This is a genomic window from Streptomyces sp. NPDC058371, from assembly GCF_042723265.1.
Lineage (GTDB): Bacteria > Actinomycetota > Actinomycetes > Streptomycetales > Streptomycetaceae > Streptomyces.
In genome coordinates, this window is sequence record NZ_JBHXJC010000016.1 from 133,410 (window position 1) to 157,615 (window position 24,206).

At 70.5% G+C, this 24,206-nt stretch carries 17 protein-coding genes, 4 tRNA genes and 1 other RNA gene; 9 read left to right on the forward strand and 13 right to left on the reverse strand.

Annotation, left to right across the window (positions count from 1 at the left end; genetic code table 11):
- Positions 1–97 precede the first annotated feature (97 nt).
- The 4 genes from ACFWM2_RS34140 to ACFWM2_RS34155 all read right to left on the reverse strand — a co-directional run bounded on the left by ACFWM2_RS34140 (position 98) and on the right by ACFWM2_RS34155 (position 3,223).
- The gene (locus ACFWM2_RS34140) at positions 98–1,087 is read right to left on the reverse strand and encodes a hypothetical protein (RefSeq protein WP_383288012.1); all 990 of its coding nucleotides are present in this window, start codon (positions 1,085–1,087) and stop codon (positions 98–100) included.
- 22 nt (positions 1,088–1,109) lie between these two features.
- The gene (locus tag ACFWM2_RS34145; protein ID WP_383288014.1) at positions 1,110–2,402 is read right to left on the reverse strand and encodes a hypothetical protein; all 1,293 of its coding nucleotides are present in this window, start codon (positions 2,400–2,402) and stop codon (positions 1,110–1,112) included.
- A complete protein-coding gene (locus tag ACFWM2_RS34150) occupies positions 2,399–2,761 on the reverse strand; it encodes a hypothetical protein (protein ID WP_383288016.1) in 363 nt (120 codons plus the stop codon). The genes ACFWM2_RS34145 and ACFWM2_RS34150 overlap by 4 nt, the downstream gene beginning before the upstream one ends.
- 374 nt (positions 2,762–3,135) lie before the next feature.
- Positions 3,136–3,223: transfer RNA gene (locus ACFWM2_RS34155), tRNA-Ser, on the reverse strand.
- Between the two features lie 72 nt (positions 3,224–3,295).
- On the opposite strand from ACFWM2_RS34155, the gene ffs reads away from it, so the two are divergent.
- The 6 genes from ffs (at position 3,296) to ACFWM2_RS34185 (ending at position 13,254) form a co-directional block, all read left to right on the forward strand.
- An RNA gene (ffs, locus tag ACFWM2_RS34160) (signal recognition particle sRNA small type) lies at positions 3,296–3,390 on the forward strand.
- A gap of 258 nt (positions 3,391–3,648) precedes the next feature.
- A complete protein-coding gene (locus ACFWM2_RS34165; protein WP_383288018.1) occupies positions 3,649–6,084 on the forward strand; it encodes a DNA polymerase III subunit gamma and tau in 2,436 nt (811 codons plus the stop codon).
- Positions 6,085–6,314: 230 nt separating this feature from the next.
- Positions 6,315–7,574: a phosphoribosylamine--glycine ligase gene (purD, locus tag ACFWM2_RS34170; protein ID WP_383288020.1), complete on the forward strand. Its 1,260-nt coding sequence runs from the start codon at positions 6,315–6,317 to the stop codon at positions 7,572–7,574.
- A 577-nt stretch (positions 7,575–8,151) separates the two neighbouring features.
- Entirely contained in the window at positions 8,152–10,059 is a 1,908-nt protein-coding gene (locus ACFWM2_RS34175) for a hypothetical protein (protein WP_383288173.1), read from the forward strand.
- 589 nt (positions 10,060–10,648) lie between these two features.
- Positions 10,649–12,211 (forward strand): N,N-dimethylformamidase beta subunit family domain-containing protein, encoded by a 1,563-nt coding sequence (locus ACFWM2_RS34180; RefSeq protein ID WP_383288022.1) that lies wholly within the window; start codon positions 10,649–10,651, stop codon positions 12,209–12,211.
- Between the two features lie 143 nt (positions 12,212–12,354).
- Complete coding sequence (locus tag ACFWM2_RS34185; RefSeq protein WP_383288024.1) at positions 12,355–13,254, forward strand: phosphoribosylaminoimidazolesuccinocarboxamide synthase; 900 nt, start codon at positions 12,355–12,357, stop codon at positions 13,252–13,254.
- Positions 13,255–13,788: 534 nt separating this feature from the next.
- On the opposite strand, the gene ACFWM2_RS34190 is transcribed toward ACFWM2_RS34185, so the two are convergent.
- The 8 genes from ACFWM2_RS34190 to ACFWM2_RS34225 form a co-directional block, all read right to left on the reverse strand.
- Positions 13,789–13,861 (reverse strand) — tRNA-Gly (locus tag ACFWM2_RS34190).
- A 23-nt stretch (positions 13,862–13,884) separates the two neighbouring features.
- A complete protein-coding gene (locus tag ACFWM2_RS34195) occupies positions 13,885–14,532 on the reverse strand; it encodes a response regulator (protein ID WP_383288026.1) in 648 nt (215 codons plus the stop codon).
- A complete protein-coding gene (locus ACFWM2_RS34200) occupies positions 14,529–15,851 on the reverse strand; it encodes a sensor histidine kinase (RefSeq protein WP_383288028.1) in 1,323 nt (440 codons plus the stop codon). Before ACFWM2_RS34200 ends, ACFWM2_RS34195 begins: the two co-directional genes overlap by 4 nt.
- A gap of 26 nt (positions 15,852–15,877) precedes the next feature.
- Positions 15,878–16,720 (reverse strand): ABC transporter permease, encoded by an 843-nt coding sequence (locus ACFWM2_RS34205; protein WP_383288176.1) that lies wholly within the window; start codon positions 16,718–16,720, stop codon positions 15,878–15,880.
- Between the two features lie 71 nt (positions 16,721–16,791).
- Complete coding sequence (locus ACFWM2_RS34210; RefSeq protein ID WP_383288030.1) at positions 16,792–17,877, reverse strand: ABC transporter ATP-binding protein; 1,086 nt, start codon at positions 17,875–17,877, stop codon at positions 16,792–16,794.
- A 218-nt stretch (positions 17,878–18,095) separates the two neighbouring features.
- A tRNA-Gly gene (locus tag ACFWM2_RS34215) sits at positions 18,096–18,171 on the reverse strand.
- Between the two features lie 79 nt (positions 18,172–18,250).
- Positions 18,251–18,322, reverse strand: a tRNA-Gly gene (locus ACFWM2_RS34220).
- Positions 18,323–18,624: 302 nt separating this feature from the next.
- Positions 18,625–18,942 carry an Lsr2 family protein gene (locus tag ACFWM2_RS34225; RefSeq protein WP_383288032.1) on the reverse strand — a complete coding sequence of 106 codons (318 nt, stop codon included), beginning with the start codon at positions 18,940–18,942 and terminating at the stop codon, positions 18,625–18,627.
- Between the two features lie 361 nt (positions 18,943–19,303).
- Here ACFWM2_RS34225 and purS point away from each other — a divergent pair, with 361 nt between their 5' ends.
- From purS to purL, 3 genes are read left to right on the forward strand one after another with little or no spacing between them, the layout of a single operon-like run.
- Positions 19,304–19,570: a phosphoribosylformylglycinamidine synthase subunit PurS gene (purS, locus tag ACFWM2_RS34230; RefSeq protein ID WP_383288034.1), complete on the forward strand. Its 267-nt coding sequence runs from the start codon at positions 19,304–19,306 to the stop codon at positions 19,568–19,570.
- Positions 19,567–20,247 carry a phosphoribosylformylglycinamidine synthase subunit PurQ gene (gene purQ, locus ACFWM2_RS34235; RefSeq protein ID WP_383288036.1) on the forward strand — a complete coding sequence of 227 codons (681 nt, stop codon included), beginning with the start codon at positions 19,567–19,569 and terminating at the stop codon, positions 20,245–20,247. Before purS ends, purQ begins: the two co-directional genes overlap by 4 nt.
- Positions 20,244–22,502 carry a phosphoribosylformylglycinamidine synthase subunit PurL gene (purL, locus tag ACFWM2_RS34240; RefSeq protein WP_383288038.1) on the forward strand — a complete coding sequence of 753 codons (2,259 nt, stop codon included), beginning with the start codon at positions 20,244–20,246 and terminating at the stop codon, positions 22,500–22,502. Before purQ ends, purL begins: the two co-directional genes overlap by 4 nt.
- A 103-nt stretch (positions 22,503–22,605) precedes the next feature.
- Here purL and ACFWM2_RS34245 read toward each other — a convergent pair whose 3' ends face one another.
- The gene (locus ACFWM2_RS34245; protein ID WP_383288040.1) at positions 22,606–24,138 is read right to left on the reverse strand and encodes an MFS transporter; all 1,533 of its coding nucleotides are present in this window, start codon (positions 24,136–24,138) and stop codon (positions 22,606–22,608) included.
- Positions 24,139–24,206 lie beyond the last annotated feature (68 nt).

A 24,206-nucleotide genomic window follows, 5' to 3' on the forward strand; every position in this document is an offset into this window, starting at 1 on the left:
GTGTGGTCTCTGTCCTGCGGCCGTCCGCGAGGGGGTGCCCCGCCCTCAGCTCTCTTCTTGAAGCAGCGTGAACGGGGCCTGGTAAGGCATTCGAAGATCACGCGCGGTGGAAGACGTCGAGTGGGCCGTAAGCAGTCGGCTTGCTGTTGGCCAGCTCAGGGTGGTTGCCGACGCGGTACCGGAGGATGCCGATGGTGTCGGGCCACACGGTGAAGTGTGCTCCGTCGCCCGTGAGGATGCGGTCCCAGTCCTGGGAAGCCGAAACGCCGGTTCGGTCGATGACGAAACCGCGGCACTCGGTTGGGTCCTGGTCGAGCGTGCGCACCAGTGCTGCCACGGCCTCTTCGCGGTCGGGTGCCGGGACGCCGGTGAGGCGCAGTGTGATGCTCTGCGTCGTCTCGTCCGTGCGTCGCACGATACCGGTCAGGGACTGGTCGTAGCCCTTCCAGCACGTGAACTCGGCTTTCGAGTAGCGGTCGTCGGCCAGGGCGGTGGCGAGGGCTGTGCCATCACCCAGCAGGGGTTCGCGGTTTCCGGTCGGCGTCTCGCGGAATCCGAAGAGGGCGTTCGTCAGGGGGTGCACGGCTGAGAGTCCCGCGTTCTCCAGATGGGCGAGGAGCTGATGGGCGCTCGTGCTGTTCAGCTTCGGCACGTACCAGGTGAAGAAGCCCGTTGCCTTGGACGGGGTCGTGGCGGGGGCGCTGTCCAGGAACTCCTCCTGGAAAATGTGCCTGGCTTGTTCGTCGGGTACGACAGGGACCGTGTAGTCGTTGGTCCGGATGTGGTCCAGGAACTCCTGCGGGAGGGCAGCGTGATGACGGCGCACGTAGTGCACGAGGTCAACGGGCCAGAGCCAGGTGCCGTCCGTCATCAGGGATCCGGAGCCGGTGATCCACTCCTCGCCGGTGAGGGCGTCGCGCTCGGCGCCCATCGTGGTGTAGATCTCCAGGGCCGATTCCAGGTAGGTGAGGACGCGGTCCTCGTCCCAGGGCCCACTGTCCTGTACGGCATCCCGCAGGGACGGCGCATCGTCTCCGGTTGTGGTCCGGCCGCCGATCTCCCGGTAGAAGCCTGCTCGCTTGATCATCTTCACTCCTGTGAGCCTGCCGCTAGTGGGCCATGGGCAGGTAGGTGCGCCAGTAGCCATTGTTGCCGATGGTGGGGGTCTGGTTGAGGCCGAGTTGGGGTGACGTGCCCACCTTGCTCGTGGGCGCGGTCACGGGTACGCCGAGTTCGTTGGCGACGGACTGAGCGAGGGGCAGCTCGGGAGGTCTCGCGTCGGCACCGGAGTAGCAGGAGATGAGGCGTACCGGTTCGCCGTGGTAGTTGGGATTGCTGCGGATGGCATCCGCGATGTGGTTGGGATGCACTTCGAAGTCCGTCAGGGTCTTTCCCGCCGCGTTGACCCGGCCGGGAACGAACACGCCCTCGTCCGTGCCGTGCACGACCACGTCGTGCACGCCGGGGACCCGGGCGACCCGTTGCAGGTTGTTCAGGGTCCGCTCGTCGTAGCCCACCGTGGTGGTGTTCTTGCCGAAGTAGACCGGGTCGCCCGAGACCAACTCGTGGTCGCCGGCCCGCGCCGGTGCGGCGGGAATCTTCGAGTCGGGAGACTGGAACAGCTTCCAGGTACGGGACTTGCCCATCTCGTCGAGGGCCGCGCTGTTCAGTCGGAAGCCGTTGAACAGGCTCTCCATCCCGCCGTTCTCGGTGACGATTCGGGCTGTGCTTCCGCCTGCTCCGAACGCGCCGCCGAACGCCATGCCGTAGCGGGCGGAGTCACTCACCTCGTCAAGGCTCAGGCCCTTGCTCTCCCCAGTGGCCATCGCAACGGGCTGGGTGACGGCCAGGTCGACGGTGATCGATTCGAGTCCGCCGATGGCAGCGCTGGCGAGTGTGGTGCCGGCGATGGTGGCGATCTCGGTGGAGACGGTCACGCCGAGGGTGGCGGACAGTTCCAGGATCGAGGCGGTGGCGGCGGCTGCGGCGCCTTCGGAGATGCCGAGAGTGAAGACCGCGAGGGCGGTGCCGGCGACGATGGTGGCGCCGACGATCTCCAGCTCGTGTTCCAGATGCTTGACGGCCTTGTGGACGACATCGGCGTACTGGTCGAGGGCCTTGGCCATGTCGCGGGCGCCGTCGATCATGTCCTGGAGCCAGCCGTGGCCGTCGTAGTAGTAGCGGCGCCAGAACGGGTCGTCGAAGGCGGATATCGCCTCGCCCTTGTTGTGCTCGATGATGCCCCGGGCCGACTTGTTCGCGGCGGCCGTGACCTTTTCGAGGTCGTCGGCAAAGTCCCGCCACGCCTTGGCCGCGTCCCGCAGACCGCCCTCGTCGGCATCCGGCCACCACATGCCGGTCATGTCCTGGACGATCTTCTTGGCCGTGTCGGCTGCGCTCACTGCGCGGTTCCGTTGCCGTCGTGCGGAGCGGGCTGGATCTTGCTGAACATCGAGCGGACGAGCAGTTCGTTGTCGATATGGCCGTCCGCCATGTCGGTCATGGCTGCCTCGATGCTGGCCAGGCCGAGCGCCAGGATTCCGGCGGCTTCTTCCATCTTCGTCACGTGCGGGCCGTACTGCTCGTGAAACTTCTGGCCCTGTTCGTCGTCGCCCCACGGTGAACCGGCTGCCGCCAGGCCGGTCTTGAGCTTGGTCAGCGCCTTGGCCAGGTCGGAGCTGTGCGTGTGGAAATGCGGGGCTGTCGCCTTTAGGTCGGCGATCTTGATGTCGAGTATCTTGCCGTCGCTTTTGTCGCCCATGGCGTCGTTTGCTCCCCCTGAGTCGGCTGGCCGGCCCGAAGACGGTAGATCACCGAGCAGGTTTGCTGTCGCGATATTGACAAAGGGCCGGCAAAGCCCTGATCAAGGTGGGCGCAAGGTGAGGGCTGTGCGGCCTGTATTTGCTGACCTGCTTCCGTCGGTGCGACGGCGCGCTGCGTGTCCGCCGTCGATGTCGGCGGTGAAGCGGCGGGCGAGCTGGAGATGGAGACATCAGGGAGTCGGCCATGACGGCGCCCCTTTTTGCCTGTCCGTGGAAGCCCACGGCTGACCGCTCTGCGTAACTGAGACCAGGCAACGACGAAGGGCCCCACCGCGAACGGTGGGGCCCTTCGACATCGTGCCCGGTGAGGCACTGGCGGAGGATAGGGGATTCGAACCCCTGAGGAGTTGCCCCCAACACGCTTTCCAAGCGTGCGCCCTAGGCCACTAGGCGAATCCTCCGCCGCAAACAATACAAGACGCGGAGGAGTGCTCGCGAACTCGTTCCCCCCGCTCAGATCGGGTACCCTGTGCGGAGCCCCTCACGTGGCGCTATCTGACTGAACTCCCCCAGGGCCGGAAGGCAGCAAGGGTAGGTCGGCTCTGGCGGGTGCGTGGGGGGCGTCTGCGTTCCCGGGTACGGGCCCCGCCGGGGCGGACGGGCACTGGCCTCCGGGGCGGGCTGCTGAGAGCCGACGAGTGCCGACTGTTGCGAGCCGGCGCGTGCAGGCTGCTGAGAGCCGGCGGGTATGGACTGTTGAGAGCCGGCGGGTGCGGGCTGCGGGGGCCGAGTTCGCGGAGCTGTCGGTGGTGGTGACCGGGCGTGGGGGAGGGGACCGCTTCCGGAGCGGTCCTGGTTGTCAGTGGGCGCCTATAACCTCGTATGCGTGTCGTCTCTCGCGCTGTACCGCCGCTATCGCCCGGAGTCGTTCGCCGAGGTCATCGGGCAGGAGCATGTCACCGACCCGTTGCAGCAGGCGCTGCGAAACAACCGGGTCAATCACGCGTACCTGTTCAGCGGTCCGCGCGGATGCGGGAAGACGACGAGCGCGCGCATTCTGGCCCGCTGTCTGAACTGCGAGCAGGGGCCCACGCCGACGCCCTGCGGGGAGTGCCAGTCGTGCCAGGACCTGGCGCGGAACGGGCCGGGTTCCATCGACGTCATCGAGATCGACGCCGCTTCGCACGGTGGTGTGGACGACGCCCGTGACCTGCGCGAAAAGGCCTTCTTCGGACCCGCGAGCAGTCGGTACAAGATCTACATCATCGACGAGGCCCACATGGTCACGTCGGCCGGTTTCAACGCGCTGCTGAAGGTCGTCGAGGAGCCGCCGGAGCACCTCAAGTTCATCTTCGCCACGACCGAGCCCGAGAAGGTCATCGGGACGATCCGGTCGCGGACGCATCACTACCCCTTCCGGCTGGTCCCGCCCGGGACCCTGCGCGAGTATCTGGGCGAGGTCTGCGGACGTGAGGGCACCCCCATCGAGGACGGGGTGCTTCCGCTGGTCGTGCGGGCCGGTGGCGGTTCGGTGCGTGACTCCATGTCCGTCATGGACCAGCTGCTCGCGGGCGCGGCCGACGCCGGTGTGACGTATGCCATGGCGACCTCGCTGCTCGGTTATACGGACGGGTCGCTGCTCGACTCCGTGATCGAGGCGTTCGCCTCCGGGGACGGGGCGGCGGCCTTCGAGATCGTCGACCGCGTCATCGAGGGCGGCAACGACCCGCGGCGCTTCGTCGCCGATCTGCTGGAGCGGTTGCGGGACCTCGTGATTCTCGCGGCCGTGCCGGAGGCCGCCGAGAAGGGGCTCATCGACGCTCCTGTCGACGTGGTGGAGCGCATGCAGGCCCAGGCCGGCGTCTTCGGCGCCGCCGAGCTGAGCCGCGCCGCCGACCTCGTCAACGAGGGACTCACGGAGATGCGCGGCGCCACGTCCCCGCGGCTCCAGCTCGAACTCATCTGCGCGCGCGTGCTGCTCCCCGCCGCGTACGGCGACGAGCGTTCCGTCATGGCCCGCCTCGACCGGATCGAGCGCGGGGTGAACTTCTCCGGGGGCGGGGCCGGTCCCGCGATGGGATACGTGCCGGCTCCGGGGCCCGATGCGCATGGGGGCGGGGCTGGGGGTGGGGCCTCGCTTCCGTCCGGTGGCGTCGGCGCCGGCGGGAGCGCGGGTGCGCCTGCTGGGGGACCTGCGGTTCCGCTCGGCGGCGGGCCCGCCGCTGCTCGGGCCGCGGTGCGGGCGGCGGGTGGTCCTGGGGGTGGGTCCGGGGGCGGACCTGCTGGTGGACCTGAGGGTGGCGCTGCGGAGGCCGGTACGCCTGCTCCGGCACCTGCCCCCGTACACCCCCCGACACCGACCCCGACCCCGGCACCGGAGCAGGGGCCGCCCGCAAGCGCACCCGTGGACGCGCCTACCGGGTCCGCTCCTTCCAGGCCTGCCACTCCTTCCACCTCTTCCGCTCCTTCCGCTCCGGCGGCAGCCCAGTCGTCGGCCCCGCAGCCGGCTTCCGCTCCGCCCGCCGCCGCGAACTCCGCGCCGGGCGCCTGGCCCACCGCGACGGCGGTGGGCAGCGGACGGCGACCCGGCGGCTGGCCGACGGCGGCACCCGCAGGCGGGGGACCGGCCCCGGCCGGTTCCGGTACGCCCGCGGGCCCTGCCCAGCCGGCGGCGCCCGTGTCTGCTCCGGCGCCCACGCCCGCCGCTCCCGCTTCTCCGGCGGCCTACTCGGCCCCTCCCGCGGGCGGCGGTCCCGACCCGCGCACGGTCTGGCCGAACATCCTGGAGGCGGTGAAGAACCGGCGCCGGTTCACCTGGATCCTGCTCAGCCAGAACGCCCAGGTGACCGGGTTCGACGGCACGACGCTCCAGATCGGCTTCGTCAACGCGGGGGCGCGGGACAACTTCGCCAGCAGCGGCAGCGAGGACGTACTGCGGCAGGCGCTGGCCGAGCAGTTCAACGTGCAGTGGAAGATCGAGGCGGTCGTCGACCCGTCGGGCGGCTCGGCGGCGCCGGTGGCCCCCGGCCCCGGCGGCGGTTACGGCGGCGCGCCCGCCGCTCCCCGTCCCGCACCGCAGCAGCCTTCGGCACCCCGCCCCGCCGCGGCCCAGGGCGGCCCCGGGTTCACCGGCCAGAACCCGTCCGCGTCCGCCCCGAGCAATGGCCCGTCGTCCGCTCCGGAACCGCCGCCCCCGGTCGCTCCCGAGGACGACACCCCCGAGGACGACGACCCCGACCTCGACGAGTCGGCCCTCTCCGGCTACGACCTGATCGTCCGCGAGCTGGGGGCGACGGTGGTGGAGGAGTTCTCCAACGAGTAGTCCGGGCGCCCGGCCCGGGCAACGCGGGCTGCCGAGCGACGGGACCACGGGGACACGGGGCATCAGGGCCTTAGGACATCGGGGCCTCGGGGCCTCAGGGCCTCAGGGCCTCAGGGCGTGATCCTCCCCTGGTTGCACCGCCACTCTCGTGCGATCCCACCAAGCGCGGGCGCATCCCACCTCGGAAGCCCCTACAAGGTCACTCGTCGCGGCCGGTTAGGCTGACCCCCGTGAAGGTCCTTGTCATCGGTAGCGGCGCCCGCGAACACGCCCTGTGTCACTCCCTGTCCCTCGATCCCGACGTCACCGCCCTGCACTGCGCTCCCGGGAACGCGGGCATCGCGGAGGTGGCCGAGCTGCACCCGGTCGACGCCCTCGACGGTGCCGCCGTGGCCGCGCTCGCCACGGAGCTCGGTGCCGAGCTGGTGATCGTGGGTCCGGAGGCCCCGCTGGTCGCGGGGGTCGCCGACGCCGTACGCGCGGCGGGCATCCCCTGCTTCGGCCCCTCCAAGGAGGCCGCGCAGCTGGAGGGCTCCAAGGCCTTCGCCAAGGACGTGATGGCCGGAGCGGGCGTCCCGACCGCGCGCTCGTACGTCTGTACGGCAGCGGACGAGGTCGACCTGGCGCTCGACGCCTTCGGTGCCCCGTACGTGGTGAAGGACGACGGTCTCGCGGCGGGCAAGGGTGTCGTCGTGACCGGTGACATCGAGGCCGCGAGGGCGCACGCGAACGCCTGCGACCGCGTCGTCATCGAGGAGTTCCTCGACGGCCCCGAGGTCTCGCTCTTCGCGATCACCGACGGCGAGACCGTCGTACCGCTCCAGCCCGCCCAGGACTTCAAGCGCGCACTGGACGGCGACGAGGGCCCGAACACCGGCGGCATGGGTGCGTACTCGCCCCTGCCCTGGGCGGACCCGAAGCTGGTCGACGAGGTCATGGAGACCGTCCTGCAGCCGACCGTCGACGAACTGCGGCGCCGCGGCACACCGTTTTCCGGCCTCCTCTACGCGGGCCTGGCGATCACCAGCCGCGGGGTGCGGGTCATCGAGTTCAACGCCCGCTTCGGCGACCCGGAGACCCAGGTGGTCCTGGCCCGGCTGCAGACCCCGCTCGCGGGGCTGCTGCTCGCCGCGGCCACGGGCAATCTCGCGTTCCTCCCGCCCCTGCGCTGGAGCGACGACGTGGCCGTCACCGTGGTCGTGGCCTCGCACAACTATCCGGACACCCCGCGCACCGGCGACCCGATCACCGGTCTCGACGAGGTGGCGGCCCAGGACGCGCCGTACGCGTACGTCCTCCACGCCGGTACGAAGCGTGACGGTGACGCCGTCGTGAGCGCGGGCGGCCGGGTGCTCTCCGTCACGGCGACCGGCGCGGACCTCACGCAGGCCCGTGACCGTGCGTACGCGGCGGTCGCCCGCATCCGCCTCGACGGCTCCCAGCACCGCACGGACATCGCGGCCAGGGCGGCGGCGGACGCGTCCCAGTGAGCACGGCCAAGGCGGCAGCTGTCTCGCAGTAACCGCTGCCGGGGCGAGCGCCTGACGGTCCCGCGGGGACGGCGCCTCCGGAGGGCGGACGTCTCCCAGTAACCGCGGCCGAGGCGGTGGCGCTCCCCTGTGACCGCGGCCGAGGCGGTGGACGCTCTCCTGTGACCGCGGCCGAGTCGGCGGCCGAGGGCTCCTGGTCGCCTCCCGGGCGCCTCTCCGTGACCGACGGTCATGGATCTCCGTCGCCCGCTACTTTCCGTCATCCGAGCTGTTCGGCACCAGGCCCCGGATTCCCCTTGGAATTCGGGGCCTGATCGTTGCCCACTGTCATCCACCTCTCCCCAAAGCCATTCCATCGAGTGACCGATGCCCCAACTGGCTGACGGAGGCCGAGGCCCCAACTAGGGTGCGGCGCAAGCGTTCCGGCACTTGGCCCACCGGCATTGCGTTGTCAGTGGTCGGTGCCACAGTGGGGGGATGAGCAACGCCAGGCGAGTGCCCGGCGCGGGCCGTGACGGTGGCTGTCACGACGTGCGCCGAGCCGGACAGTAGGGGGTGTCATCCGGTCGTGACCGGTATGGGTGTGGAGGTGGGCGCGCAGGCCGCGCGCTCCCGGGCTCTCGCTGTGCTGCGGATCCGCAGCAGGGCGTTGGCCGTCGCCCTGCTGCCCGCGGCCGTCGCCGTCGTGCTGCTCGTCGGCGGCTCCACCGGCCATATAACCGGCGGGAGTTGGGGGATCACGCGCTGGGTCGTGACGGCCGTAGCCGTCGTCGTCCTGCTCGCCGCCGCGGGCATCGCGCTCGTCGTCACCCGCGCCCGGCCGGCCCTGAGCCCCACGATCGCGATCAACGAGTCCTCGGCGCCCGACCTGTACCGCATGGTGCGGGACCTGGCCGACCGCCTCGACGTCCCCGCCCCCTCCGCGATAGCCCTCACTCCGGACTGCGACAGCTGGCTGGAGGACCGCACCCATCCGGCCCACGCCACGGCCCCGGCCGAGCGCGCCGACGGATCACGAGGAGCAGGACACGGCGTACGTGGGCTGCGTGGCCGCCTGTCGGCCCTGGTCCGTGGCGTCGGCCGGGCAGGGAAGTACGGGCATCGCCGAAGCCTCGCCGCGCCCGTCCTCGTCATCGGCTCCCCGTTCCTGTGGTGGATGCGCGTCGGAGAACTGCGCGCGGTCCTCGCCCCGGTCGTCGCCGGTACGGGCCCGTCGGCCCACCCGGACATAGCAGCGGCCCGCCGTTTCGTACGAGGTCTGGACGCGGCCGTGGCCGTGACCTCCGCGCCGAACCGCGGCCTGCTGTCCCGGGCGGTGCTCGGAGGCGTCGGCTGGGTTACGCGTCTGCTGCTGCGGAGCTGCCGCGGCCATGCGGGGGAGATGGAGCGGGGGGTGGCGGCCGCCGCCGCCGAGCGTGCACAGGCTGTGGACTACGGCCTGCGGATCGTCGCCCAGGAACAGGTGGGGCTGGCGTACGCGGGCTGGGACCGGTTGCTGACCCGGGTCGCGCTGCCCGCCTGGCGCATGGGCCGCTGGCCCTCCCGGCTGGACGCGGGCGTCGTCGCGGCCCTCACCGAACTCTCCCGGCGCGACCGTCTCGCCGAGGGCTTCACCTCCCGTCTCGGCGAGCGCCCCGCCTGTGACCTGCTGGAAGAGCCCGGCACGATCGATGAGGCGGCCTCGCTTCTCGCCGCCCGGCTCTTCCATGGCGGTCCCGCCGAGCGCGGTCTCGACTGGGCGCCGGTGAACTGGCAGGAGTATCCGGAGGAGGTCGTCGACCGGAAATGGCGGACCGACGCGGCTCGTCTCCACCGGGTCCTCGACGCCCAGGGCGTCCGCCCCAGTGGCGGCCCCGCGTCGTCCGACTCCGGGCCGACCCTCTCCAGGGTCATGGACCACCTGACCACCGTCCCGAGCGACGAGACGACCGCGCCCGCCACACCGACTGGGCCTCCGTCTCCGTCTCCGTACGACGAGACGGCCGAGGGCACGGCTGAAGGCGCAGGTGGGGAGCCGCAGGGCGTACCCGCCGGCGCGGTCGAGCCGTTGGACGACGACGAGGACGAGGATCCGCTGGGCAACGAACGGACGGCGGCTCTTGCGGCGGCGCTGAGCGCGGAGCTGGCGCGTGAGGAGGCCGCCGTGGGGCCGGTTGCGGCCGCCGGCGTGGAGCAGTCGGGTCCCGACAGCGCGCTCTGGGACGACGGGGTGCTGCCGCTCTTCCCGCTCCAGCCGCCGCGGACGGGGCGAGAGCTGCTCGCCGATCACGTCACGGCGATGGTGTGCTGTGCCGCGATGGACACGGCGGGGGCGGTGCCGGGTCTCGACTGGCTCGACGGGCCGTCGCTTCTCGTCAACGGCGAGCGTGCCGCCGATCTCGGCCCCAGGGTCGTCACCCTCATCGAGACCGGTGACCCGTCCCCCCTCCGCACCTGGCTCCGCGAATCAGGCGTCCGCCCAGAAAAACCGGTCCGCCTGGTCTGACGCCCCCGAGCGGACGCACGCCCAGGATTACGTCTGCCCGCAGCCAGGACGGCCCGCAGCCGCCCACGCGTCGATGGGGCCGTGGCGGCGGTCAGCCCTGACCCCCGTCCACCCGCAGTCGCGCACCCGTCGATGGGGCCGTGGCGGCGGTCAGCCCTGACCCCCGTCCACCTGCAGTCGCGCACCCGTCGATGGGGCCGTGCCGGGCTTAGCCCTGACCCCCGTCCACCCGCAGTCGCTCACGCACCGAAGGGGCCGTGCCGGTACATCAAATGCCCGTCGCCATGCGTGAGTACAGCCAAGACAAGCCCTCCAAGAACTGAACAGCCGGTAGGGCGACGGGCGGATGTACCGGCACGGACCCGACCCACCCACCGGCGAACCGCGAACCGCGCCCAGCGACAGGCGCCCCCGGCCGACAGCCCCACCCCGCCCCGCCCCGCCCCATCCCCCGGAGCCCCCCCCGTTCCGTTCACGTCAATTCGCGACGAACGGTGACGGAGTGCGTGCGTTATGTGATGTGCTGGGATCGATCGCGCACAGGGCAGGGCTGACAAGGGTGACGGGGGCGCCAGGGAGGGGAGCAGGCATGGGGTCGGAGCAGATCCGCCGCTGGGAGTCGGGTGCGCTCGCGCACGCCGTCACGGACCCCTTCGGGCAAGGCCCGGTCCCCTGGCTCCGAGGCGACGAGCACTACTTCAGTGACACCGGCCAGGTCGTCCCCTGGTACATCGACCAGGCCGACCAGGCCGATCAGGCGGACCACCACGGCCCCCGGCTTCCGGGAGCCGGCAGCGGCGCCACGCTCGAGGACGCCCCCCGCCCCGACAAGGGCACCCGCTCAGTCCCCCACCCCCGCGCCGGAGGCCCCCGCGCGGCCGACGACGTCCGCCGTCAGATCAAGGGCTTCACCTCCACCGGCGCCGTAGCCCCCGGCGAGGCCATCGACTTCCACATCACGGTCGACCCGCCCCAGGAATTCAGCGTCGACATCTACCGCATCGGCCATTACGGAGGCGACGGCGCGTCAAAGATCACCACCAGCCCCCGTCTCTCCGGCATCGTGCAACCGCCCCCGCTCACCGCGGACCGCACGGTCTCCTGCCATCACTGGTGGCTCTCCTGGCGGCTGCAGATCCCGAGCTACTGGAACATCGGCGCGTACGTCGCCGTACTCACCACCGCCGACGGCTACCGCTCCCACGTCCCCTTCACGGTCCGCGACGACCACCCGGCGGACCTGCTGCTCCTGCTCCCCGACATCACGTGGCAGGCGTACAACCTCTATCCGGAGGACGGCCGCACGGGCGCCAGTCTCTACCACGCGTGGGACGACGACGGCCGTCTCCTCGGCGAGGCCGACGCCGCGACGACGGTCTCCTTCGACCGCCCGTACGCCGGCGCCGGCCTCCCCCTGCACGTCGGCCACGCCTACGACTTCATCCGCTGGGCCGAGCGCTACGGCTACGACCTCGCGTACGCCAACGCCAGTGATCTGCACGCCGGCCGCGTGGATCCCACCCGCTACCGGGGCCTGGTCTTCCCGGGCCACGACGAGTACTGGTCGGCGGCCATGCGCCGCACCGCCGAGCGCGCCCGCGACCACGGCACCTCGCTGGTCTTCCTCTCCGCCAACACCATGTACTGGCAAGTGGAGTTGGGCCCGTCCCCGTCCGGCGTCCCCGACCGCCTGCTGACCTGTCGCAAGCGCCGGGGCCCGGGAAAGCCGGCCCTGTGGCGGGAAATCGACCGCCCGGAACAGCAACTCATCGGCATCCAGTACGCGGGACGAGTCCCCGAACCCCAGCCGCTGGTCGTCCGCAACGCCGGCCACTGGCTGTGGGAGGCGACCGGCGCCCACGAGGGCGACGAACTCGACGGCCTGGTCGCGGGCGAGGCCGACCGCTACTTCCCGCGCACCCCGCTCCCCGAGCACCAGGGCCGTATCCTCCTGGCGCACTCCCCGTACCCGGACAGCGAGGGCGTCCCCCGCCACCAGGAGACCTCTCTCTACCGCTCCCCCTCCGGCGCCCTGATCTTCGCCTCCGGAACGTTCGCCTGGTCTCCCGCCCTGGACCGCCCCGGCCACGTCGACACCCGGGTCCAGCGGGCCACCGCCAACCTCCTCGACCGCATCTGCAAACGCGACTGAGCGAGCCGCACCCCGTACCGACATCGACCCCACCACGTGCCCCAGGCACCCTCGCCACCCACCCGCTCCACACACCCCCTGGCCAAAGCCGGTCCCCATGTACGGGAGAATCGAGCCATAGGACAGAACTACGGGGAGGAACCGTGTCCGGATTCGTTGAAAAGCCCGAGCCCCTCCAGGTCCCGGGTCTGGTGCATCTGCACACCGGCAAGGTGCGCGACCTGTACCAGAACGAGGCGGGCGACCTCGTGATGATCGCCAGCGACCGCATGTCCGCCTACGACTGGGTGCTCCCGACGGAGATCCCCGACAAGGGCCGGGTGCTGACCCAGCTTTCGCTCTGGTGGTTCGACCAGCTCGCCGACCTGGCCCCCAACCACGTCCTCAGCACCGAACTCCCGCCGGGCGCCCCCGAGGACTGGGCCGGCCGCACCCTGATCTGCAAGTCCCTGCAGATGGTCCCGGTCGAGTGCGTCGCCCGCGGCTATCTCACCGGCTCCGGCCTCGTCGAGTACAACGAGTCCCGTACGGTCTGCGGCCTCGCCCTCCCCGAGGGCCTGGTCGACGGCTCGGAACTGCCCGCCCCGATCTTCACCCCCGCCACCAAGGCCGCGGTCGGCGAGCACGACGAGAACGTCTCGTACGAGGAAGTCGCCCGCCAGGTCGGCGCCGACACCGCGGCCCAGCTCCGCCAGTCGACCCTCGCCGTCTACAGCCGCGCCCGCGACATCGCCCGCGACCGCGGCATCATCCTCGCGGACACCAAGTTCGAGTTCGGCTTCGAGGGGGAGACGCTCGTCCTCGCCGACGAGGTACTGACCCCCGACTCCTCCCGCTTCTGGCCGGCCGAGCAGTGGGAGCCGGGCCGCTCCCAGCCCTCGTACGACAAACAGTTCGTACGGAACTGGCTCACCTCCGCCGAGTCCGGCTGGGACCGCAAGAGCGAGCAGCCCCCGCCCGCCCTGCCCCCGCAGGTCGTGGAGGCGACCCGCGCCAAATACATCGAGGCCTACGAGCACCTGACCGGCACCAGCTGGTCGTAACCGCCCACCGAAGCCGACCACACGCCCCCGGCCGACCACACGCCCCCGGCCGACCACACACCCTCGGCCGACCACACGCCCTCGGCCGACCGCATGCCCTCGGCCGACCGCATGCCCTCGGCCGACCGCATGCCCTCGGCCGACCGCATGCCCTCGGCGGACCGCGGGATTCGGCCGGAGACGGGTTCGGCGGCCTATGGCGGCGGGCCGGCCGAAGGCGCGCGGCCTGTTCGAAGGCGCGCGGCCTGCTCTAGGGAGCGCGGCCTGTCGAACGGTTCGGGCCGGCCACAGTGTTGGGACCGGCCACAGGGTTCGGGCCGACCACAGGGTTGAGGTGGCCACAGGTCTGGGGTGGCCACAGGTCTGGGGTGGCCGCATGGCGGGGGTCGGCCGCAGGCCTCGGGTCGGCCGGCCTGAGGCCCGCGTCGACCCCGAACACACGCAGGCTCCCCAACCTCCGGTCGCGAACACACCGACCCGCTCCCGGACATACGAAAAGGCCCCCGGTCCATGACCGGGGGCCTTTTCTTCCTGAGCGGACGACGAGGTTCGAACTCGCGACCTCAACCTTGGCAAGGTTGCGCTCTACCAGCTGAGCTACGTCCGCACTGCGCCGTGGCGCGACAGCCACTATACCCAACCTCGCTGACGCGCGAGCCGCACCGCCGTGTGCCGGTTCTCCGCTCCGAGCTTGGTCGCGGCCGACGACAGATAGTTCCGCACCGTCCCCTGTGACAGCGCCGCACGCTCGGCGATCTCCGAGACGGGCGCCCCGTCGGCCGCGAGCTCCAGCACCTCCGCCTCCCGCGCGGTCAGCGGCGAGTCCCCGGCCGAGATCGCGTCGGCCGCCAACTCCGGGTCCACATAGCGGTTTCCCGCATGCACCGTCCGAATGATCTCCGCGAGCCGCTGGGCGCTGACGGTCTTCGGCACGAACCCGCGCACACCCGCCGCAAGCGCCCGCTTCAGATGCCCGGGCCGCCCATGACTGGTCACGATCAGCACCTGGCAGGCAGGCAGTTCCTTCCGCAGGGATGTGGCCACCCTCACACCGTCAGCCCCCGGCATCTGAAGATCCAGCACTGCCACGTCGGGTGCATGGGCCCGTGCCATCGCGAGCGCCTCCGGTCCGGTCGCCGCCTCGGCGATCACCGTCAGGTCGTCCTCCAGGGCGAGCAGTGCCGCGAGCGCGCCCCGGATGAGGTGTTCGTCATCGGCGAGCAGCAGCCGCACACGAGCAGCGGGAGAGCCGGACGGCAGGGGCGGCACGGACGTCATGAGGTGACCTCGTTCATCGGATGCGGGAGGGGGGAGGGGGCAGCCGGGGCGGACGCGGCGTCCTCGGCGACCGCGGACTGCGTCACAGGCAGTGGTACGTCCGCGGTCAGCCGGTACATGCCGTCACCCCCGACGGGCCCTGCCCGCAACACCCCGTCGACCTTCCCGAGCCGCTCCCGCAGCCCGACCAGCCCGGAACCCGGGCCCGGGTCGGCGCCTCGCTCCGTCTCCGGGCACGGCTCCGCGGCCGGCACGCCGTCGTTCTCGACGGTGAGCACCACGCGGTCGTCCGTCACGCGCAAGGACACCGCGCAGCGCTGTGCGTCGCCATGGCGGAGCACATTCGTGGTCGCCTCCCTGACGACCCAGCCGAGCGCCGACTGGACCTGCACGGGCAGCCCCGCCGCCGAACCGCTGACCTCGCACTCGATCCCGGCCGCCGTCAACACCCCCTGTGCGCCGGCGAGTTCGACCCCCAGGTCGGCCGCCCGGTAGCCGCGCACCACCTCACGGACCTCCCGCTGCGAATCGCGCGCTATGCGCTGCACCTCGATCATCTGGTCCACGGCCTCGGGCCGCTCGCGCCGGGCCAGCTGCACGGCGAGCTCGCTCTTCAGGGCGATCACCGCCAGATTGCGGCCCATCACGTCGTGCAGATCGCGTCCGAAGCGCAGCCGCTCCTCGGCGACGGCCAGCCGGGCGCGCGTGTCACGGGCCTCGTCCAGTTCGTACACGGCGTTGAGCAGCCAGACCGAGAACGCGGCGGTGAATGCGAGGAAGCCGGCGGTGAGCAGCACGATCACGCCGGTGATCAGCGCAGCAGGGCCGGGGAGGCCCAGCGGGAACGAGACGATCGCCGCGCTCACGGCCGCGCCGAACACCACGTGGAGCAAACGTCTGGTGTTGCGCGTACCGAGTGCGAGCGTGCCGGTCCCGAACGCTATGACGCCCACGTAGAGAGTCGATGCCGCCGCGACAGTCTTCTCGTCGGCGGGCCGCCAGTCCGTGCCCGACAGGGCCATCGCCACCGAGGCGACCACGGCCGTGGCCACCGCGAGCGTCAGGAGCATGCGCCCCGGCTGCTCGCGCGTGCCGCGCGTCCAGTCCAGCGCCTTCGAAGCGGTCACCGCGCAGAGCACGGCGTGGCCGCACACCATGAGGAACAGCCACCACGCCAGGGGCTTTGCCATGCTCCCGAAGGTGGTGAGACCGATGGTGCTCACTTCGATCACCGCGAAGAAGTGGAACGACCAGCGGGTGTACGTCTCGACCTTCGCCGGGGTGCTCTTGCCCCGCCACCAGGCCATGGACTTGCGCATGCCTCATCCCCCGCCCATGTCACAGATCACCGCCGGGGTTCCCAGCGGAACCACCGTCGTACAGCAAACACCGCGAGCACGGTCCAGGCCACCGCCGTCACCAGGGCGCCCAGGGCCTCGTACGCGGAGAGGTTTCCGGTCCAGCCGCCGCGTATCAGGGTGATCACCGGGGTGAGCGGCAGCACTTGGCAGAACCTGGCCAGGCGGTCGGGGAGGACCTCCAGGGGGATGAAGGTGCCCGAGCCGAACATGGACACGAGCATCAGTGGCATGGCCGCGACCTGGGCGCCCTCCACGCTCTTGCTGAAGTTCGCCGTGACCGCCGCCAGGGCCGGGCACATCACGAGGCCCAACAGCAGTCCGAGAAGGGCGAGATGGGGTGCCTTGGGGACCCCGGCGTCGAGCGCCACGCCAAAGGCGGCGGTGAGGACCAGGCACTGCACCACTCCTATCACCACCGACGGCAGGGCGGCGCCCGAGAGGATCTCCATGTCGCGCAGCTCACCGGTCCGCAGCCGCTTGAGCACGAGCTCCTCGCGACGGGCCGCGTACACGCTCACGAGTGCGCTGTAGACGGCGAAGAGGAGAGAGAAGCCGATGGAGGACGGCAGCAGGATCGAGCCGACCGAGAGGCCGGTGCCCGCCAGATCCATCTGGTCGACCCCCGAGCGGACACTGAACGGCAGGACCAGCGGCACCAGCACCGCCGCGAAGAGCGTCGCCTTGGCGCGGCCCAGCAGGATCAGCTCGGCGCGGGCCAGCGCACTCATCCGCCCCAGAGCCGTGGTCGTGCCGACGCCGGCCGTCTTCACGTCGGCCCTCGCTACCCCCGCTGTCCCGCCCGCCGTCCCCATGTCCGCCCCCTCCATGCCTGCCGTCCCGATGTTGGCCGTCTTCTCGTCCGTTGTGACCTTCGCTCCGCCCATGCCCTTCACGCTGCTCATGCGGGCGTCTCCTTCCGCGGGCCCGTCCGCTGTGAGGTGAGGGTCCGGGGGCCCTCTGTCCCCGGCGGGTCCTGCGGTGCGACTTGCTGCGTCACCTTTTGCGCGTCCGTCTCCACGGCGTCCTGCGCTGCCTCCCTCGCTATGCGCAGGAATGCCTCCTCCAGAGAGGCCGACCGCACATCGAGCCCCCGCAGCTCGACCTGCGCCCGCTCGGCCCACAACAGAAGTGCGGTGGCGGTGCGTTGGACTTCGTGGGTACGCAGACGGACCGTGCGGCCCGTCATCTCGTGGTCGGTGACGCCCAGCTCGGCGAGCGGTGGCAGGTCCCCCACGAAATAGCCCTCGGGCAGGGCGAAGGAGATCCGGGAGGGCTGGGAGGCGGTCACCTCGGCAGGGGTGCCGGAGGCGGCGATGCGCCCCTCGTGAAGTATCGCGAGGCGGTCGGCCAGCTCTTCCGCCTCCTCCAGATAGTGGGTGGTCAGCAGCACCGTCGTACCGCCGGCGCGCAGCTCGCGCACCAACTCCCAGGTGTCCCGGCGCCCTTCGGCGTCCAGGCCGGTCGTCGGCTCGTCGAGAAAGAGGACCTCCGGACGGCCGAGGAGTGCGAGGGCCAGATCGAGGCGCCGTTTCTCGCCGCCGGACAGCTGCTTCACCCGGACCCGGGAGCGGCGCCCGAGCCCGACCGTCCCCAGCGCCTCTGCCGTGGGTCGCGCCCCACTCGTACAGCCCGCCCACATCCGGACGGTCTCCTCGACGGTCAGCTCCGAGGGGAAGCCGCCTTCCTGCAGCATCACGCCGATCCGGGGGCGGACCGCCGCCCGGTCCTCGTACGGATCGTGCCCGAGGACGCGCACCCGACCGGCGGCCGGGGGCGCGAGGCCTTCCAGCAGCTCGAGGGTGGAGGTCTTGCCCGCGCCATTGGTGCCCAGCAGTGCGTACAGCTCGCCGCGGCCCACGCTGAAGGTGATTCCACGCACGGCCTCGAAGGCCTTCCCGCTGCGGGCGGACGCCCGGGGACCCCCCTCGTACACGCGCCGCAGATCAGTGACCTCAATCACGTCATCGTGCTCATTCGTGTTCATGAGATCAGCGTCCCCGCGGACGGGACGCGGCAGCAGTGCGCGGTGTCATCACTCCCCATGACAAATGTCAGAAGGAGGGAGAGATGGAGAGGGAGGAGAGGAGGAGCGCAGGAAGCGACGGGCGCGATCGAAACCGTGCCGGGCACACCACACAGCGCATGACGCAGACACCCGACGCACAACAAAAAGCCCCGGTCATCGACCGGGGCCTTCATAAGTGGAGCGGACGACGAGGTTCGAACTCGCGACCTCAACCTTGGCAAGGTTGCGCTCTACCAGCTGAGCTACGTCCGCATTGCCTCCGACCGGCTCTCACCGATCGGCGCGAGCACCACCCTACCTGATCCACAAGAGTGGTCGATAAGGGATGCAGAGCGGGTGACAGGAATTGCACACTGCGCCTTCCCCCTGGAAGGGGGATGTTCTACTACTGAACTACACCCGCGTGACTCCGTGGGGTTCGGCCTTTCGGCCTTGCCCTTCGGCGTGCTCCAGACTCTAGCTGACCAGCAGGGGGGCAGCGCAAGTCGGCTGCTCTCAGGGCCCGATGGCAGGTCATCGCGGTGCCGCGCGGACGGGTGCTCCCGCACCTGTGAGCGGAGGGTGGCCTTCCGAGGAGCGCGCGTGCGCCCCCGCAGGACCCACCCGCCGGCACCTCGCCCCCAACGAAAGAACCCGGGCCCCCAAGGGAAGCCCGGGTCTCACGCGGGAGCCGGGCTTCCCTTGGGGCCGCCCGGATGCGTCCGCTCAGTGCGCCTCGGCGAACGCCTCGTACACCTTCTTCGGGATCCGCCCCCGAGGCGGAACCTCCAGCTTGTTCGAGCGGGCCCAGGCGCGGACGGCGGCCGGGTCGGGTGTCAGCGCCGTGTGCGTGTACGTCTTCCCGGACTTCGCCCGCTTGCGGCCGGCGTCGACGTACGGAGCGAGCGCCTTACGCAGTTTCTTGGCATTGGTTGGATTGAGGTCGATCTCGTACGACTTGCCGTCCAGTCCGAAGGCGATCGTTTCCGCCGCTTCTGAGCCGTCGATGTCGTCAAAGAGAGTGACCACGACACGCTGCGCCACGAATATCGGTCCCTTCGTGCGGCACCTCTCGATCGCGCACCACGACGTGCAGAGACGTCACGGAGTTGACGGAGAGATGTCGACTGTCCGGCTGTTATCGAGCAAAGTATCGGCTATTGCCAATTCCTTTGTACAGTGCCCGGCAATGCATTGTGAAGCCCGACTAAATCCCTCCGCGTGTCCGGGTGGCAATGTCCCCCCACCGCTCTTCTGCGGTTTTTCCCAGGATTTTCCGTGGAAGCCCCCGCGTCGATGCGGGATCGTGATGGGGCTCACGTAGGATTCTACGAATCTACGCGAGTAGAAATTTTGTGCGGGTAGTCTGAAGGGACCTGCTCAGCACCACACACCGGGAGTGCCAGTGGCACGCGTCGTAGTCGACGTCATGCTCAAGCCGGAGATCCTCGACCCCCAGGGCCAGGCGGTGCAGCGTGCACTGCCGCGCCTCGGTTTCGAGGGCGTCTCCGACGTACGTCAGGGAAAGCGATTCGAACTCGAAGTGGACGGACCGGTGGACGACACCGCACTCGCCCGCATCCACGAACTGGCGGAATCGTTCCTCGCCAACACCGTGATCGAGGACTTCACCGTGAAGGTGGAGGACGAGAAGGTGGAGGCCGGAAAGTGACCGCTCGTATTGGAGTCGTCACCTTTCCCGGCAGCCTCGACGACCGGGACACGCAGCGCGCGATCCGGCTCGCCGGTGCCGAACCCGTCGCTCTCTGGCACAAGGACAAGGACCTCAAGCAGGTCGACGCCGTGGTGCTGTGCGGGGGATTCTCCTACGGCGACTATCTGCGTGCGGGTGCCATCGCGCGCTTCTCGCCGGTGATGGAGACCCTCATCGCGGAGGCGAAGTCCGGAATGCCGGTCCTCGGCATCTGCAACGGCTTCCAGATCCTCACCGAGGCCCATCTGCTGCCCGGTGCGATGCTCGGCAACAACCACCTGCACTTCATCTGCCGCGACCAGAAGTTGCGGGTGGAGAACGCGGAGACCTCCTGGACCACCGACTACGCGTCGGGTCAGGAGATCCACATCCCGCTGAAGAACATGGACGGGCGGTACGTCGCCGACGAGCGCACCCTCGACATGCTGGAGGCGGAGGGCCGAGTCGCCTTCCGATACCTGGACTTCAACCCCAACGGCTCGCAGCGGGACATCGCCGGCATCACGAACGAGGCCGGCAACGTGGTCGGTCTCATGCCGCACCCCGAGCACGCCGTGGAGCCCCTCATCGGGTCGGGCCGCACCGACGGTCTCCCCTTCTTCACCTCGATCCTCAAGAAGCTGGTCACCGCATGAGCCGCACGCCTCTGGACACGGTCGAGAACGCGGCCGCGACCCCCGACGTCGAGCTGCCCTGGGCCGAACTGGGCCTGAAGAAGGACGAGTACGAGCGGGTCGTGGAGATCCTCGGCCGCCGGCCCACCGGTGCCGAGCTCGCCATGTACTCGGTCATGTGGTCCGAGCACTGCAGCTACAAGTCCTCGAAGGTGCACCTCCGCCAGTTCGGCGAGAAGGCCCCCGAGTCCGACGCGCTGCTGGTCGGCATCGGTGAGAACGCCGGTGTCGTGGACGTCGGCCAGGGCTATGCCGTCACCTTCAAGGTCGAGTCCCACAACCACCCCTCGTACGTCGAGCCCTACCAGGGCGCGGCCACGGGCGTCGGCGGCATCGTGCGCGACATCATCGCGATGGGCGCGCGGCCGGTCGCCGTGGTCGACCCGCTGCGGTTCGGCGCGGCGGACCACCCGGACACCAAGCGCGTCCTGCCGGGTGTCGTCGCGGGCATCGGCGGCTACGGCAACTGTCTCGGCCTGCCGAACATCGGCGGCGAGGTCGTCTTCGACGCCTGCTACCAGGGCAACCCGCTCGTCAACGCCGGTGCCATCGGTGTGATGAAGCACGAGGACATCCACCTCGCCAAGGCGTCCGGTTCGGGCAACAAGGTCATCCTGTACGGGGCTCGCACGGGCGGCGACGGCATCGGCGGCGCCTCGATCCTGGCGAGTGAGACCTTCGACGACGCCAAGCCGTCGAAGCGTCCCGCGGTTCAGGTCGGCGACCCCTTCCAGGAGAAGCTCCTCATCGAGTGCACCCTGGAGGCCTTCGCCGAGAAGCTGGTCGTCGGCATCCAGGACCTCGGCGCGGCCGGACTGTCCTGCGCCACCAGCGAGTTGGCGTCCAACGGCTCCGGCGGTATGCGCGTCACCCTCGACGACGTACCGCTGCGCGACTCCACGCTCTCGCCCGAGGAAATCCTCATGAGCGAGTCGCAGGAACGCATGTGCGCGGTCGTCGAGCCGGCGAAGGTCGACCGCTTCCTGGAGATCTGCGAGAAGTGGGACGTCATCGCCACCGTCATCGGTGAGGTGACCGACGGCGACCGGCTCGAGATCTTCTGGCACGGCGGCAAGATCGTCGACGTCGACCCGCGCACGGTCGCGCACGACGGCCCGGTCTACGAGCGTCCGTACGCCCGCCCGGACTGGCAGGACGCCCTCCAGGCCGACGACGCCAACAAGCTGCCCCGGCCGGCGACTTCGGAGGAGCTGCGGGACCAGGTCCTGAGGCTGGTGTCCTCCCCGAACCAGGCGTCCAAGTCCTGGATCACCTCCCAGTACGACCACTTCGTGCAGGGCAACACGGTGCTGGCGCAGCCCGAGGACTCGGGCATGATCCGCATCGACGAGGAGACCGGGCTCGGCGTCGCCATCGCCACGGACGGCAACGGGCGGTACGCGAAGCTCGACCCGTACGCGGGCGCGCAGCTGGCACTCTCGGAGGCGTACCGCAACGTCGCCACCACCGGTGCCAAGCCGCTCGCCGTCTCCGACTGCCTGAACTTCGGCTCGCCCGAGGACCCGGCCGTGATGTGGCAGTTCGCCGAGGCGATCCGCGGACTCGCCGACGCCTGCCAGCAGTTGGGCACCCCGGTGACCGGCGGCAATGTCTCGCTCTACAACCAGACGGGCGAGGTCGCCATCCACCCGACTCCCGTCGTGGCCGTGCTCGGCGTCATCGACGACGTCGCCCGGCGCACGCCCGTCGCCTTCCAGGAAGAGGGCCAGCTCCTCTACCTGCTCGGCGACACCCGTGAGGAGTTCGGCGGTTCGGCCTGGTCGCAGGTTGTCCACGACCACCTGGGCGGTCTGCCTCCGCGGGTGGACCTGGAGCGCGAGCGGCTGCTCGCCGAGATCCTCATCTCGGCGTCCCGCGACGGCATGATCGACTCTGCGCACGACCTGTCCGACGGCGGTCTGATCCAGGCCGTGGTCGAGTCGGCGCTGCTCGGCGAGAAGGGCGCGCGACTGATCGTCCCCGACGGTCTCGATGCCTTCACCTTCCTGTTCTCGGAGTCGGCGGGCCGCGCGGTCGTCGCGATCCCGCGCTCGGAGGAGCTCCGCTTCAACGACATGTGCGGCGCGCGGGGGCTGCCCGTCACCCGCATCGGTGTCGTCGACGGTGATGTGGTCGAGATCCAGGGCGAGTTCACCCTCCCTCTGGACGAGCTGCGCACGGCCCACGAGGGGACGATCCCGGCACTGCTGGCCTGACGCCGGCCGGCCGCCGGACGTACCCAGAGGGTTCGCTCCTACGGTGATGAAGGCCCCGCCCGATGTCCGGGCGGGGCCTTCCCCCGTTCCTCCGTGTCCGGGATCAGGCCGCGATCGGCTGGTCCCCCGGTATGGAGTCGTGTACGGGATCGCCCTTCTGTGGGGTCGGCTTCGGCAGTCGTAGGGCGAGCAGCGTTCCCAGCGCCATCAGTCCGGCCGCGCCCCAGAAGACGACGTCCATCGCCGAGACGAAGGCCTGCACGCCGTCGGCGCGGGCCGGCCCCGTCAGCCGGGCGAGGGCGCTGATGTCCCCGCCGGGCCCGTCGGCCGCGTACAGACGGGCCAGGACCGTGCCGAAGGCGGCGGTCCCCAGGGCGCTGCCCAGCGTCTGGAAGAAGCGGATGCTCGTCGTGGCGACGCCCAGCTGGTGGCGGGGTGCCGCGTCCTGCACGAGCAGGATCAGCTGACCCATGAGCTGCCCCAACCCGGCTCCGACGAGGAGCAGTTCGGCCCGGATCAGCCAGAGCGAGGTGTCGGGGCCGGTGGTGGCGAGGAGCACGAAGGCGAGCAGGGTGGTCGCCGTGCCGCTGATCGTGAACGTGCGGGCCGACCAGCCGCGCTCGGCGAGACGGCCCGAGAGCAGCCCGACCGCCGTCATACCGGCCGCCATCGGCAGCAGATAGAGCCCCGCGGAGGAGCTGGGGACGCCTCGGGCGACCTGCAGATAGACGAGCACGTAGTAGATGGCGCACATCATCGCGGCGCCCATCAGCCCCTGGATGGCGAAGCCCAGCCGCATTTCGGGGACCTTGAACAGGGAGAGCGGGAGCACCGGTTCGGGCGCCCGCCGCTGTCGCCGGAGGAACAGGACCAGGGTCGCTGCGGCGGTCAGGACCAGCCCTAGGACGACGGGTGAGGACCAGGCGTACTGCTTGCCGCCCCAGTCGGTGACGAGCAGCAGGGCGCAGGAGAACGCGGCCGCGAGTCCCGCGCCCGCATAGTCGATCGGCCGGCGGACGTGCTGCCCGGGGATCTTCAGTGCGAAGGCGGAGGCGGCCAGGACCGCGATGCCGATGGGCAGGTTGACGTAGAAGATCCAGCGCCAGCTCGCGTGGTCGGCGAGGAGGCCGCCGATCCAGGGCCCGATCGCCATACCGCCGCCCGCGACGACCCCGCCGATGTTGCTCCCCTTGCCGCGGTCCTGCTCCCCGGGGCCCTTGAGGTGGGCGATCACCACCATCGTGACGCTCATCAGGCCGCCGCCGCCCAGGCCCTGCACCGCACGTGCCGCGATGAGCTGGCCCATTGACTGGGCCGCGCCGCACAGCGCGGAGCCCAGCAGGAACGTGGCGATCGCGCCGGTGAAGACCTGCTTGGGTCCGAAGACGTCGCACAGCTTGCCGTACAGCGGCAGCATCGCGGCCGACGCGAGCGCGAAGGCGCTGACCAGCCAGGGGATCTTGTCGAGGCCGTGCACGGGGTCGAGGTCCCGGACGATCGGGACGGTCGCCGCCGAGACGATCTGTGTGTCGAGGATGGCCAGGACGATCGTGACCAGGCAGACCACGAAGCCGATCCTGCGTTGCCTTTCGGTCATCCCGGCCGGGCCGGGGCCGGTGTCGACTGGTGCGGACATGCGTAACTCCCCCTCGTGGACAGCGGTTCTGGCCCGCCGTCTGCGGTGGCACCACCATGCACGAGAAG

What these genes read in the sequence shown, in the direction of transcription:
- purL (WP_383288038.1), top strand. Translation starts at nt 20,244, where the DNA reads ATGAGCCGCACGCCTCTGGACACGGTCGAGAACGCGGCCGCGACCCCC.
- ACFWM2_RS34140 (WP_383288012.1), bottom strand. Translation starts at nt 1,087, where the DNA reads ATGATCAAGCGAGCAGGCTTCTACCGGGAGATCGGCGGCCGGACCACA.
- ACFWM2_RS34195 (WP_383288026.1), bottom strand. Translation starts at nt 14,532, where the DNA reads ATGACGTCCGTGCCGCCCCTGCCGTCCGGCTCTCCCGCTGCTCGTGTG.
- ACFWM2_RS34175 (WP_383288173.1), top strand. Translation starts at nt 8,152, where the DNA reads ATGGGTGTGGAGGTGGGCGCGCAGGCCGCGCGCTCCCGGGCTCTCGCT.
- ACFWM2_RS34245 (WP_383288040.1), bottom strand. Translation starts at nt 24,138, where the DNA reads ATGTCCGCACCAGTCGACACCGGCCCCGGCCCGGCCGGGATGACCGAA.
- ACFWM2_RS34210 (WP_383288030.1), bottom strand. Translation starts at nt 17,877, where the DNA reads ATGAACACGAATGAGCACGATGACGTGATTGAGGTCACTGATCTGCGG.
- ACFWM2_RS34205 (WP_383288176.1), bottom strand. Translation starts at nt 16,720, where the DNA reads ATGGAGGGGGCGGACATGGGGACGGCGGGCGGGACAGCGGGGGTAGCG.
- ACFWM2_RS34180 (WP_383288022.1), top strand. Translation starts at nt 10,649, where the DNA reads ATGGGGTCGGAGCAGATCCGCCGCTGGGAGTCGGGTGCGCTCGCGCAC.
- ACFWM2_RS34150 (WP_383288016.1), bottom strand. Translation starts at nt 2,761, where the DNA reads ATGGGCGACAAAAGCGACGGCAAGATACTCGACATCAAGATCGCCGAC.
- ACFWM2_RS34200 (WP_383288028.1), bottom strand. Translation starts at nt 15,851, where the DNA reads ATGCGCAAGTCCATGGCCTGGTGGCGGGGCAAGAGCACCCCGGCGAAG.